Origin of the sequence: Microbacterium hibisci (assembly GCF_015278255.1) — a bacterium.
GTDB classification, from domain to species: domain Bacteria; phylum Actinomycetota; class Actinomycetes; order Actinomycetales; family Microbacteriaceae; genus Microbacterium; species Microbacterium hibisci.
The window spans coordinates 1-12,266 of sequence record NZ_JADIJC010000007.1 but is presented as its reverse complement, the minus strand read 5'-3'; the positions used below and the strand labels follow the sequence as shown (position 1 = coordinate 12,266).

At 72.1% G+C, this 12,266-nt stretch carries 10 protein-coding genes and 1 pseudogene; 2 read left to right on the top strand and 9 right to left on the bottom strand.

Annotated elements, in window-relative coordinates; genetic code table 11:
• Positions 1-76: 76 nt before the first annotated feature.
• The 8 genes from IM770_RS13430 to IM770_RS13395 form a co-directional block, all read right to left on the bottom strand.
• Positions 77-265 carry a twin-arginine translocase TatA/TatE family subunit gene (locus IM770_RS13430; protein WP_203581666.1) on the bottom strand — a complete coding sequence of 63 codons (189 nt, stop codon included), beginning with the start codon at positions 263-265 and terminating at the stop codon, positions 77-79.
• Between the two features lie 11 nt (positions 266-276).
• Positions 277-3,021, bottom strand: a complete 2,745-nt coding sequence (locus IM770_RS13425; protein ID WP_239066227.1) for an exo-rhamnogalacturonan lyase family protein — start codon at positions 3,019-3,021, stop codon at positions 277-279.
• A gap of 83 nt (positions 3,022-3,104) precedes the next feature.
• A complete protein-coding gene (locus IM770_RS13420; protein WP_203581665.1) occupies positions 3,105-3,716 on the bottom strand; it encodes a LacI family DNA-binding transcriptional regulator in 612 nt (203 codons plus the stop codon).
• Positions 3,691-4,320 carry a hypothetical protein gene (locus IM770_RS13415; protein WP_203581664.1) on the bottom strand — a complete coding sequence of 210 codons (630 nt, stop codon included), beginning with the start codon at positions 4,318-4,320 and terminating at the stop codon, positions 3,691-3,693. The genes IM770_RS13420 and IM770_RS13415 overlap by 26 nt, the downstream gene beginning before the upstream one ends.
• A gap of 4 nt (positions 4,321-4,324) precedes the next feature.
• The gene (locus tag IM770_RS13410; protein ID WP_203581663.1) at positions 4,325-5,224 is read right to left on the bottom strand and encodes a carbohydrate ABC transporter permease; all 900 of its coding nucleotides are present in this window, start codon (positions 5,222-5,224) and stop codon (positions 4,325-4,327) included.
• Positions 5,221-6,183, bottom strand: a complete 963-nt coding sequence (locus IM770_RS13405) for a carbohydrate ABC transporter permease (protein ID WP_203581662.1) — start codon at positions 6,181-6,183, stop codon at positions 5,221-5,223. Before IM770_RS13405 ends, IM770_RS13410 begins: the two co-directional genes overlap by 4 nt.
• 61 nt (positions 6,184-6,244) lie before the next feature.
• A complete protein-coding gene (locus IM770_RS13400) occupies positions 6,245-7,573 on the bottom strand; it encodes an ABC transporter substrate-binding protein (RefSeq protein ID WP_203581661.1) in 1,329 nt (442 codons plus the stop codon).
• Between the two features lie 117 nt (positions 7,574-7,690).
• A complete protein-coding gene (locus IM770_RS13395; RefSeq protein ID WP_203581660.1) occupies positions 7,691-8,767 on the bottom strand; it encodes a LacI family DNA-binding transcriptional regulator in 1,077 nt (358 codons plus the stop codon).
• A 108-nt stretch (positions 8,768-8,875) separates the two neighbouring features.
• Between IM770_RS13395 and IM770_RS13390 the strand changes: the two genes are divergently transcribed.
• Entirely contained in the window at positions 8,876-10,861 is a 1,986-nt protein-coding gene (locus tag IM770_RS13390; protein WP_203581807.1) for a DUF2264 domain-containing protein, read from the top strand.
• Entirely contained in the window at positions 10,858-11,859 is a 1,002-nt protein-coding gene (locus tag IM770_RS13385) for a hydroxyacid dehydrogenase (RefSeq protein ID WP_239066226.1), read from the top strand. Before IM770_RS13390 ends, IM770_RS13385 begins: the two co-directional genes overlap by 4 nt.
• 68 nt (positions 11,860-11,927) lie before the next feature.
• On the opposite strand, the pseudogene IM770_RS13380 reads toward IM770_RS13385, so the two are convergent.
• A pseudogene (locus IM770_RS13380) lies at positions 11,928-12,266 on the bottom strand (cation-transporting ATPase); the annotation flags it as partial.

Here is a 12,266-nt window from a genome sequence, read left to right as displayed (position 1 = left end):
GTGCGGGATCCACCCTTTCGCGATTCAGACCCGGTGGAGCACGGATGCCGGGGGCTGCGGCATCCGCCTGCTCCGGTCAGGTCTCGCCGCGGGAGGCGCCGTCGGCAGAGGGCGGCTCGGCCGGCGAGCTCTTCGTCTCGGTCTTGAGGATCCGCACCGACTGGCCGACGCCCTTCGCGAGCGCCGGGAGGCGCGCGGCACCGAAGAGCAGGAGCACGACGACGAGCACCAGGATGAGGTGCATGCCGTTGATGTTGGCGAGCATGGCCTGCCTCCTCAGATGTGGTCGCCCACCAGGGCGAGGCACTGGATGGCGGCGAGCCCGTACTGGGCGCTGGCGTTGGTGCTGAACGGCGCCTCGTCGACCGGGTTCAGCACGGCGGGCCCGTCGATGCGCGTCGCGGCGAAGGCCAGGCCCTCGGGGTAGCCGGCGTGACCGGTGCGGAACTCGCGCCACGCGCGCTGGGCGAGGGTGACGTCGCCGAGCTGGTGCGCGGCGTAGGCGGTCGCGCGCGAGTAGGCCTGCCGCAGGTTCTGGCTGCCCCACGAGACGCCGGTCGCCTCGCGCTGCTCGGCCGAGGTGCCGTTGTACAGGCGGCAGTACGTGACCCACTTCGCGGTGACCTCGGGATCGTCGATGAGCTCGATGAGCTCGGTCATCAGCTCGATGAGGCCGAACACCGAGTCGAGCGAGCCCACCTCGACGGTGCGCTCGGTCTCCTCGCCGTACGTGCCGTCGGCGAGGTTGTACCGCAGCGTCCCGCCCTGCGCCCAGCCGTTGGGCATGGCGGCGATCGTCTTCGCGCCGTTGACGAGCTTCGTCTGGGCGATCGGATCGCCGTTGCGCTCCCACTCCGCCAGCCACGCGAGCGCGAGGGCGCCCCAGTCGGTCGTGTTCGAGACCCCCAGCGCGTCGGGCTGCGGCGTGTACTCGTCCGTGCGGATCTTGCGCACGGGGTCGAGCACCAGGAACGTCTTGTCGGCGTCGACCAGGTCGCGCATCAGGTCGCCCACCCGCTCGTCGGCGGTGAGGAAGTAGTAGAAGCGACGGTAGCCGGCGTTGCTGATGCGCTGCTGCTTCGCGCTGTCACCCCAGTGCATGATGCCGTGGCGCGTGCCGAGGTCGCGGTACTTGCCGAGGTGGTAGACGTCGACCTCGCCGGTGTGGCGCGTCATCGCCTCGGCGAAGCGGAACGCCGTGGCATCGCCGGTGCGCAGATAGTGGTACCAGAGCCACATGTCGGTGCTGAGCTCGGAGTTGTCCCACGCGTAGCCGCCGATGTCGTACCGCCACACGTGCCGGTCGCGGTCGTACTCGTGGATCACGTCGCCGTAGTCCCAGAAGCCGTACCACGAACGCTGATCGACCTGCTGCACGTAGTGCTGGTGCATGAAGGCGAGCTTGTCCTCGACGGCGACCTTCGCGAGGTTGGACCGGTCGACGGGCGCCCACGAGCCGAAGACGCCGGCCGCGTGGTTGTGCTCGGGCGAGCTGACCAGCAGCGGCGGGGTCGTGGTGGCGTCGGCGAGCGCGCTGAAGTCCGCCGCCGTCGGGGTGGCGCCGAGCGCCCAGAAGCTGAGCTCGGTCGTGCGTGCGGTGCCGTACGGCGAGCCGAACCCGGGCTCGTAGTCCTCGTAGGTGATCTCGAGGGCGTCCAGCTGCTCGGGATACGTGTCCTGCCCGAGGCCGTCGTGGTAGAACCGCAGGTCCATCGCGTCGGCCTTGGGCGACCACATCCACGTCGTCGCCGTCGCGACGTCGGTGCCCGCGCCCGAGATCTCGAGCTCGGTCGGGTGGAGCTGCCAGAAGTTGCGCATGCCGAACGCCAGCCCGCCCGCCGGGCTGCCGACGTAGGCCAGGCCACGCGCGCGACGGCCCGAGTCCACGCGGATCCACGAGTGGCCGGCCGACGTGCGCTTGCGGATCTCGAACCCGTTCGCGGTGAGCTGGCTGAGGCTGTAGTCGCCCCACGCGGGGATCCAGTGCAGCCGCGAGGTCACGCGCTGATCCCACGTGGCGGGGTCGGGAGTCCAGGTGCCCGCGATCTGCGCGGCACGTGCCGCCGCTCCCGGATCGCGGCGCAGGCCCGTGATTCCCCGGACGGCCTCGCCGAGCACGCCGGCGCCCTCCCCGGCGAAGCGGACGTGCCGGTCGTGCAGCTGGGTCGACAGCGGCACCGAGAAGCTGAGGCCGAGGCCCGTGATGAAGTCGGCGTTCTCATCGCCGTCGAACACGAAGCTGTGCACGACGCGGACGCCGTCCGAGCCGGCGTAGAGGTAGAACCGCACGTCGAAGGGAAGCCAGCTGCGGTTGCCCTTGCGGTGCGTGCCCGTCACCCGGACGACCGCGCGCACCGGGCCCTTCTGCTCGACCTTCACCTCGCCGACCTCGCTCTTGAACCACTCGCGCGCGATCTTCTCGGCGCCGTCCGTGTCGGGCCGGTCCTGGCGCGCGGCGACGAGCCGGCCGTCCTGGGCGATCACGGTCTCGCCCCGACGGATCGTCGAGACGAGGTTCGGGCCGTTCTTGGGGAACTCGACCCGGATGACGCCGGTGTCGACGACGACGCGGCCCCGGTTCTCGTCGACCGAGATGGCGGATGCCGGTGCCGCCGGCGTGCCCGGCTGCAACGAGTATCCGGCGGCCCGACCTGACGAGCCGCTCACCGCGTGGGCGGTCCATTTCACCGAGCCGTCCGGCCACCACCCGGTCGGCCAGCTCTGCACCGGCACCGACTCCCCGGTGTCGGAGACGAGCGCGAAGGTCTGCTCAGGGCTGAGGGCGCCCTTCGGCCACGGCACGCCCCACGTCGTCCCCGCCGCGAGCTGGGCGGGTGTGCCGCCCTCCAGCCAGCGGAGCGCCACCGGGCCGTGGCCGGTCAGCGCCGCCGCGACGGGCTGGCCGAACGCTCCCCGAACCGACGGCGCCGCACTGGCGGCGGACGGCGCTCCCGAGACGAACGCCGCGGCGACCCCGGCGGCGACCGTCGACTGCAGCAGTGTTCGACGACTGATGTCCATGGCGATGACTCCTCGATGAATCCGCGGAGCCGTCGCTGGCTCCGACCGCCACCGAAACTAGGGGCGGGCGAGGATCCCGCTGATCAATCGGACAAAATCGGACAGTCCCCGCCCAGGGCGCGGGCGGCCGCCTGCCAACCCTGGTCGAAGCCGGCGACCGCCTGCCGACCCTGGTCGAAGCCGGCGTCCGCGACGACCACGACGGGACGGCCGCCGTGCGCCGCGTAGCGCGCGAGCTCGCGGCCGACACCGGGAGCGATCGCCGCTCCGCGCGCGACGACGAAGATCGCCCGCGGGCGCTGCCCGCGCAGCGTCCGCACGAGTTCGGCCGCCCGCTCACGGTCGAGGCGGGTGGCCGACACGGCGACGAGGCAGTCGTGGGCGTCCGCCCAGCCGTGGATCCCGGCCGCGATCTGCATCGCGGCCGGATCCCGGAGCGAGCCCACCACGATGGCGACGGCGTTCGAGCGCCGGCCCGCCGTGGCCTGCGCGCGCAGATCGACGACGTAGCCGAGCCGCGCGGCGGCGGTGCGCACGCGCTCCTCGTTCTCGGGGCGGACCCGGCGCGCCGACCCGTTGAGCACGCGCGACGCGGTCGACTGCGAGACGCCCGCCGAGCGGGCGACGTCTTCGAGTGTCACCTCGACGGCCGCCTCGGCGGCCGGGGCGTCACTGCGCGCGACCGACGACCGCACGGCCCGCGAGGACGAGCATGCCGGGCACCAGGACCATGAGCGGCGCGAACATCCACACGACGACCCCCGCGAGACCGAGCGCGAGCAGAAGCAGCAGCGTTCCGGTGAGGTCGCGCCGCGACCGATCGGCGGCCCCGCGGATGAGCGCACTCCACGACGGGCATGCCGGCGTCCAGTCGGCGGCGGCGCGGAGCAGGATCACCGCGATGCCCGCGCCGAGCACGGCCGACACCCACCGGAACACCTCACCGCCCGGCATCCCGGCGATAAGGGGACTCGTGAGCGTGGCCGAGATCGCCGCGAAGGCAGCGGCCGCCCCGACACCCCACACCCATCCCGAGCGCAGCGCCCGCAGGAAGTCGCGACCGAGTTCGGCGAGCGAATCCGATTCGCCCTCGACGTGACGCCGGAGGTGCGCGCTCCCCGCGGCGAGCGCCGGCAGCGCGGTCACGGCCGGGATCGACAGCACGGCGACGGCGAGGCTGACGACGATCGTCTCGGAGAAGAGCGCCAGTCCGCGGCTCGACATGACCCGCGCGACGCGGCCGGCACCGGGCGGCACCCTGCCGGAGTCGGGTCTGCGGGCGGTCTCGGTGGAGGTCACGGCGTCAGCCCTTCAGTCCCTGCGTCGCCACGCCGTCGACCAGGTAGCGCTGGAAGATCAGGAAGAAGAGGAACACGGGGACGAGTGCCAGCACCGCCATCGCCATCTGCCCGCCGTAGTCGGCCGCGGAGCTCTGGTCGACGAACAGACGGAGCGCGATCGGCAGGGTGTAGAGGTCGGGATCCTTCAGGTACAGGAGCGGACCGAAGAAGTCGTTCCAGGTCCAGATGAAGGTGAAGATGGCGCTCGTCACCAGTGCGGGCTTGAGCAGCGGCAGCATGATCGACCAGAAGGTGCGGTAGTGGCCCGCGCCGTCGATGCGCGCCGCCTCGTCGAGCTCTCGCGGCAGGCCGCGCATGAACTGCACCATCAGGAAGACGAAGAAGGCCTCGGTCGCGAGGAACTTGCCCAGCAGCAGCGGGGTGAAGGTGTTCACCATGCCGAACGCGTTGAACATGATGTACTGCGGGATGATCACGACGTGGAAGGGGAGCAGCAGCGTCCCGATCATGATGCCGAAGTAAGCCGTGCGGCCTGGGAAGCTGATCCGCGCGAAGGCGTACGCGGCGAGCGCCGACGACAGCACCACCCCGACGACCGACAGCACCGCGAGGATCGTCGAGTTCTGGAAGAAGGTCCAGAACGACACACCGCCGATACCGCTGAGCGCCGTCTCGTAGTTCTCCGTCGTGACCTCGCGCGGCAGCAGCTGTGCGTTGCCGACGATCTGCGACGAGGGCTTGAAGGTCGACAGGAGCATCCACGCGACCGGATAGAGGATGACCGCGAGGATCGCCAGCACGACGACGTGGAAGACGACCTCCTTGACGGTCCACCGACGACGGTCACCGGTGCGGCGCCGCGTGCGGCGGTCGGCGGTCACGAGCAGCTGCGTGGCGCTCATCGTCCTTCATCTCCTGCGTAGTGGACCCAGAACTTGGAGCTGCGGAAGAAGATCACCGTGATGAAGGCGATCACGAGCACCAGGATCCAGGCCATGGCCGAGGCGTACCCCATCTGGAAGTCGCGGAAGCCGCGGAAGTAGAGGTACAGCGTGTAGAACAGGGTCGAGCGGGCCGGGCCGCCGGTGCCTCCCGAGATGATGAACGCCGACGCGAAGACCTGGAAGGCGTTGATGGTCTCGAGGAGCAGATTGAAGAAGATCACCGGCGACAGCATCGGGATCGTGATGGCGCGGAACTTGCGGACCGGCCCGGCGCCGTCGACGGATGCCGCTTCGTAGAGCTCGTGCGGAACCTGCTTGAGCCCGGCGAGGAAGATGACCATCGGTGCGCCGAACTGCCAGACCGCGAGCAGGATGAGCATCGGCATGGTCTTGTCGGGATCGCCGACCCACCCGCCGGCCGGGAAGCCGAAGAACTGCTGGATGGAGTCGACGGGACCGTCGTCGATGAACATCGCCTTCCAGACCACGGCGATCGACACCGAGGCGCCGACGAGCGAGGGCAGGTAGAAGGCCGAGCGGTAGAACCCGCTGCCGCGGAAGGCGGCGTTGAGGATGAGCGCGACGCCCAGCGCCGCCGCAAGCTTGAGCGGAGTCCCGACGAGGACGTAGACCGCCGTCACCTTCCACGCCTGCAGGTAGTCGGGGTCGTTCCACAGCCGCACGAAGTTGTCGAAGCCGACCCACTGCGGCGGGCTGAACAGGTTGTAGTCGGTGAAGGCGAGGTACAGCGACGCGACCATCGGGCCCGCCGTCAGGAGCAGGAAGCCGATCAGCCACGGGGCGAGGAAGACGTACCCCGCGCGGATGTCCTCCCACCGGCGTCGGGGCCGGCGCGGTGCCGGCGGCGGGGTCTGCACCTCCGGCGGCGCCGGCGGAGCGAGTGTCTGGGTGGTCATCACATTGCCTCTCGGGGATGCCGCGGGCGGCGCGCATCGCTGCGCGCCGCCCGCGCCGCCATCACTTCAGTGCGTTCTCGGCCTCGGCGAACCAGCGCTCGGCCGCTTCGGCGGGGGTGGCGGCGCCGTAGGAGACGTCCTGGCTGATCGCCACGAAGGTCTGCTCGAGCGTGCCCAGTCCCTGGACGGCGGGCGGCGCCTGGCCGTCGAGACGGTCGGCCACCGATTCCTGGTACGCGAGGATCTTCTCGTCGAGCTCGTTCGCCTCGATGCCCTCGGCGGCGGTCGACGACGCGGGCACGCCGCGCGACATCCCGAAGATCGCTCCGACCTCGGGGTCGTTCACCAGGAAGTCGATGAACTGCGCCGCCTGCGCGGGGTGCTCGCTGTTCGTTCCGATCGAGAGCATCAGTCCGGGCTTGAGGAACATGCCCGTGTTGTCCTCGTCGTCGTACGGCGGGATCGCCAGCGAGAGCTCCGGCGCCGCCGGCCCCTCCGAGAAGCGCGCGAGGAAGTTCGCCCAGCTGATGTCGCTGCCGATCTCACCGGCACCCAGCGCGTCCACGCCTTCGAACTGCGCCTGGCGCTCGGCCGGCATGGCGCCGCCCGACTCGAGGATGGGGGCGCTGCGCGACCACCAGTCCTCGAGGTCGCTCTGCTCGAAGCCGAGTTCGCCGTCCTCGATGAACGACAGCCCCTGCTGGCCGAGCCAGATCTGGAACAGCCAGAAGTACTGGGTGTAGTCGAGCGAGCCGTACACGACGGGGTCGTTCGACGCGCCCGCCGCCGACACCTCGGCGAGGAACTCGTCGTACTCGTCCCACGTCAGCGGTCCCTCGGGAACCTCGACACCCAGCTGCTCGAGCAGCGGACCGTTGTAGAGGGTGGCGAGCGTGCTGCTCGAGGACGCCAGCCCGAAGATCTCGTCGCCGACGGCACCGGCTTCGACCAGCGAGGGGTCGATCGCGTCCGTGGCGATCGCGTCGCCCAGGTAGTCGTCGAGCGCCAGCACGTGGCCGAAGCCGCCGTACTCGGCGAGGTAGGCGAGGTCCATCTGGAAGACGTCGGGGAGGGTGCGGCTGGCCGCCTCGGTGTTGCGGGCGGTCCAGTAGTCGCCGAAGCTCGCGAAGCTCGTCTGGATCGTGATGTTCGGGTGCTGCTCCTCGAAGAGGTCGATCGCCGCCTCGTAGCGCTCCGCGCGGCTGGCGTCGCCCCACCACGCGAAGTTGAGCGTGACCTCCTCGTCGGGGTCCGCCGTGGCCGCCGGCTCGGCGCCGCCGCCGGCGCAGCCGGTGAGGAGCGCGAGGCCTCCTGCCACGAGGAGCGCCCCCGCGGTGAGTGTGCCGCGCCGCGTGGACCTGGCGGCACTGGTGATTGCTCGGGATGTCATCGGAGCCTCCTTGCTCGTTGCCTCTCGTCGCTCGCCCGGCAGAAGAGCGCCGGGTGGCCGTGCAGAGACAGGGTAGGTCGGTCGTTCGGACGGTCGTGGCCAAGCGGACAAAAGCGATCAAACGCCCGCGCCGCAGGACTCGCGCACCGTCAGGCGCGGCAGCATCGTGATGTGCCGCGCGGCGCTCGTCGTGCCCTCGGCGGCCGCGATGCGCTCGGTCACGATCCGCATCGCCTCCTGCCCGAGGTCGCGTCCGGGCGGCGTGACGCTCGTCAGCGGCACCATCGCCAGGCCCGCGGTGTCGTCGTCGAAGGCGACGACGGCGAGGTCGTCGGGGACCCGGATGCCGCGGTCCGTGGCGAGCTCGACCAACCGCGCGGCGTGCACGTCGGTGTGAACGAGCGCGGCCCGGGTGCCGGCGTCGGCGCACGCGGCCAGGAACGCGCGGAGCGCGTCGTCGAGCCCGTCGCTCCCGCCGTCGCCGCCCTTGGGGAGGGCCACGCTCGGCGCCTCGGCGAGTCCCAGCCGGGTCGTGGCCGCACGATGGCCGTCGCGGACGAGCGGTGCCGTCGGCGTGCGGTCGAAGAGCGCGAGCGCGACGCTGTCGTGCCCGAGGCCCGCCAGGTGCTCGACGGCGAGCTCCGCCCCGCGCTCGTGGTCGGTCCGGGCGCTGTCGTAGGCGGCGAGAGCCGTGGACTCCAGCCGCCGCTCCAGGAACACGACGGGAACGGGGATCGTGCGCACCCACTCGGCGAGCTCCGCCTCCGTCCGATCGCGCATCGTGGGCGCGAAGACGATGCCCGCCACGCCGATCTCCACGAGGCGCTCCACCTGCCGCTGCTCGAGGTCCTCGCGGTACTGCGAGGTGGCGAGCACGACGCGCGTGCGGCCGCCGTGGGACGCGGCATCCATCCCCCGCACGATCTGCGGGTAGTGGCTCACCGAGCCGGGCACCACCACGCCGACGTTCGAGCGGGCGGCCCGGGGCACGACGGGCGCGCCGACGGCGATGGCGCCGCCGTGGACGCGGGCGAGCTTGCCGGCCTTCTCGAGCTCGACGATGTCGCGCCGGACCGTCACCTGCGACACCCCGAGCTGCGCCGCGACATCGGCCGCGCTCACGCTGCCGTGCAGCTCGACCTGCCGCAGCAGGTGCTCGTGGCGTGTTCTCGGCAGCGAATTGTGTCCAGCCATGGTGCGAAGTCCGTTCGTCGCAGTCTGATCCGATTGACCGATCGGTGATCGGAATTGTCCGAAAGGGCGGATGGCTACAGGATCGTAATGCACGATCGACGCGTGACGATGACGTACCGGGGTGCCGACATGGCGACGACGACCGACCGCGGCCGCTGGGAGGCGCTGGCCGACCGATTGATCGACAGCGCCCTGCCGTACGCGTCGCCGAGCGGTTCGCTCATCGTCCTGCCCGGTCCGGCGAGCGCGTCCGGACGCTGGAGCGACGGCCTCGAGGGCTTCGCGCGTGTCGGCCTGCTCGCGGCGTTCCGGGTGCGCGGCGCCCACGGCGCCGACCCCGCCGGTGCGCTCGAGCGGTACGCGCGCGGCCTCGCCGCCGGGACGGATCCCTCCCACACCGAGCGCTGGCCCACCATCGCCGAGCGGCGCCAGGCGGTGCCCGAGGCCGCATCGGTCGCGATCCTGCTGTCGGAGACACGGCCCTGGCTGTGGGACCGGCTCGACCCCGCCGCGCAGGAGCGCACGATCTCGTGGCTCGCCGGCGTCGTCGGCACGAGCGGCTACACGAACAACTGGATCTGGTTCCAGAACGTGATCGAGGCGTTCCTGCAGTCGGTCGGCGGTCCGTGGCGCCAAGACGACCTCGACCGCAACGCCGAGATCCAGGAGAGCCTCTACCGCGGCGACGGCTGGTACTCCGACGGCGCCGGGCCGGACGGCTCACAGCAGAACTTCGACCACTACGCCGGCTGGGCATGGCACGTCTACCCGCTCCTTCACGCGCGCATCCTGGGGGCCGACCTCGATCACGTTCACCGCTCTCGCCTGCGGGAGTTCCTCGCTCAGGCGCAGGACCTGGTCGGCGCGGCCGGCGCTCCCCTCTTCCAGGGCCGGTCGCTCACGTACCGCTTCGCGACCCTGGCGCCGTTCTGGGCAGGGGCGATCGCCGGCGAGACCCCGCTGCCGACCGGAGCCACCCGGGCGCTCGCCGACGCGACGCTGGACCACTTCCTCGAGCGGGGAGCGATCGACGACCGCGGGCTGCTGTCGATCGGCTGGCACCGCGAGTTCCGCGGACTGCGCCAGGCGTACACCGGCTCGTCGTCCACCTACTGGGCGAGCAAGGGGCTGATGGGTCTCCTCCTGCCGGCTGACCACCCCGAATGGTCCGCCGCTGCTCCCGAGCCGGCCGAACCGGCTGAGCCCGTCCGCGTCCGCTCGCTGCGGGCACCCGGCTGGCTGGTGGTGCGCTCGGAGGCGGACGGCATCTCGCGTGTGCTCAACCACGGCTCCGACGGGTTCCGCGGGGCCGCGGGCGGCGCGCGCGCCGACAACGCCTTCTACCATCGGCTGGCCTACTCGACCGCGACGTCGCCGGACCTGACCGCGCGCGGCGCGGCGCAGCCGCTGGAGTCGCACGTCGCGCTGCTCGACGCCGCCGGAGCGCCGTCGCACCGGGACCGCATCGAGCGCGTGCACCTGGACGACCGCGTCGCGGTGTCGCGGTCGCGGGTGCACTGGCTCGACACCCCGGAGACTGGCCGCACGACCGACGTCGCGGGATGGGCCGGGGTCCGCCGCGGACCGCGGGTGACCGTGGCGTCGGTCGTGCACGGGGTCCACGAGCTGCGCCTCGCCTGGTGGACCGCCCCGGCGCGTCCCGAGCATCCGTCGGCGGTCGACGACCTCGACGCCGTCTGGCCCGAGGACGAAGGGCCCTGGTCGTTCCGCCTCGGCGGCTGGGCGCTGCCCGTGGCGGAGGGCTGCTGGCGCGCCACCGGTGACTCGATCGTCACGCGCGACGACGGCGTGACCTCGCTCGTGCGCGGAGTCCGCGGCCTCGCGAGCCACGGCCACGCGCACCGCATCGGCGGCGACCCCTTCGCGGCCGGCTCGGTCACACCGTGGGCCGCGGGCGATTCGCCGGCCGCCCGCGGCGAGCTCGTCGCCGCCGTCGTGGCGCTGGGAACGGACGACGGCGGACTCGACGTATCGTTCCTCCCCGACATCGACATCGCCGACGCGGCGGTCCTGGTGCGCTGGCCCGACGGCAGAGTCGACCGGGTGCCGACCGGCGGCGAGGTCACCGCATGACCCGGCCGCCTGCGCTGCTGGCGATGGAGTCCGCTCAGCTGGCGTCCGACGTGTTCGGCACCCGGGCGCGGCGCGAGCTCGACCGCGTCGTGGCCGTCTACGAGACCGTCCTGACGCCTTCCGCGCCCGCCGTCCCGACAGCGACCCGCGACACCGAGATCCTCATCACCGGCTGGGGCGCACCGCGGCTGGACGAAGCGACGCTCTCCCACTGGCCGCGGCTGCGCGCAGTCGTGCACGCCGCCGGTTCGGTGAAGCGGCTCGTGACCCCCGCGGTGTGGGAGCGCGGCATCCGCGTCTCGAGCGCCGCCGGCGCCAACGCGGTGCCGGTCGCGGAGTACACCCTCGCGACGATCCTGCTCAGCGCCAACGACGTGTTGCGGTCCGCCCGCGATTTCGGCCGCACCCACGACATGGTCGGCGCGCGGCCCCGCGGCGACGTCGGCGCCTTCGGCATCACCGTCGGCGTCGTCGGCGCCTCGCGGATCGGACGCCGCGTGATCGAGCTGCTGCGGCCGTTCGACATCGACTGCCTGCTGTTCGACCCGTCACTCAGCGCAGTCGAGGCGGCCGAGCTGGGCGCGGAGCTGGTCTCTCTTCCCGAGCTCCTCCGCCGCTCGCAGGTCGTGACGATCCACGCCCCTGCCCTTCCCGAGACCTACCGCATGATCGGGCGCGACGAACTGGCGCTGATGGCCGACGGCGCGACGCTCATCAACACCGCGCGCGGCTCGCTCGTCGACACCGACGCGCTCGTCGCCGAGCTGCGCGCCGACCGGCTGCAGGCCGTGCTCGACGTGACCGACCCCGAGCCGCTGCCGGCCGGGCATCCGCTCTTCTCGCTCCCCGGCGCCACGCTGACGCCGCACATCGCGGGATCGATCGGCAACGAGCTGCGCCGCATCGGCCACCACGTCGTCGCCGAGGTGGAGCGATTCGTGCGCACCGGCGAGCTCGCCGACGAGGTCACCTCGCCGGATCTCGCGCGCATCGCGTAGGCGCGGCGGTCTCGCACCGGCGGGAGATGATGGATGCCGCGGCCCGCGGCATCCGTCATCCGCTTCGGTCAGCGGAAGAGGTCGCCCAGTCCCGGGATCTCGAAGTTCGACAGCTGCTCGCCGAAGCCCGACACGGTCTCGCCCGCGCCCGACAGCAGGTCTTCGCCGGCGCCCGTGACGACGTCGCCCGCCGCACCCAGGTCGACGCCCCCGGCGATCGCGTCGAGGTCGACGCTGCCCGCGATCGCATCGAAGTCGATGCCCGAGGCCACCGCGTGGCCGAGGATCGGCGCGGCCACCGTCGTGACGACGGCCGCCCCGGCGACCGCGCCCAGCAGTCCGCCGGCGCCGACGAGGGCGGCGCTGCGCCCCAGTCCGCCGCCCGAGCCGCCGCCGCTGCGGCGCCC

Excerpts from the sequence above, each read along its gene's own strand:
- IM770_RS13425 (WP_239066227.1), bottom strand. The coding sequence starts at position 3,021 with ATGGACATCAGTCGTCGAACACTGCTGCAGTCGACGGTCGCCGCCGGG.
- IM770_RS13405 (WP_203581662.1), bottom strand. The coding sequence starts at position 6,183 with ATGACCACCCAGACACTCGCTCCGCCGGCGCCGCCGGAGGTGCAGACC.
- IM770_RS13410 (WP_203581663.1), bottom strand. The coding sequence starts at position 5,224 with ATGAGCGCCACGCAGCTGCTCGTGACCGCCGACCGCCGCACGCGGCGC.
- IM770_RS13390 (WP_203581807.1), top strand. The coding sequence starts at position 8,876 with ATGACGTACCGGGGTGCCGACATGGCGACGACGACCGACCGCGGCCGC.
- IM770_RS13385 (WP_239066226.1), top strand. The coding sequence starts at position 10,858 with ATGACCCGGCCGCCTGCGCTGCTGGCGATGGAGTCCGCTCAGCTGGCG.
- IM770_RS13400 (WP_203581661.1), bottom strand. The coding sequence starts at position 7,573 with ATGACATCCCGAGCAATCACCAGTGCCGCCAGGTCCACGCGGCGCGGC.
- IM770_RS13395 (WP_203581660.1), bottom strand. The coding sequence starts at position 8,767 with ATGGCTGGACACAATTCGCTGCCGAGAACACGCCACGAGCACCTGCTG.
- IM770_RS13430 (WP_203581666.1), bottom strand. The coding sequence starts at position 265 with ATGCTCGCCAACATCAACGGCATGCACCTCATCCTGGTGCTCGTCGTC.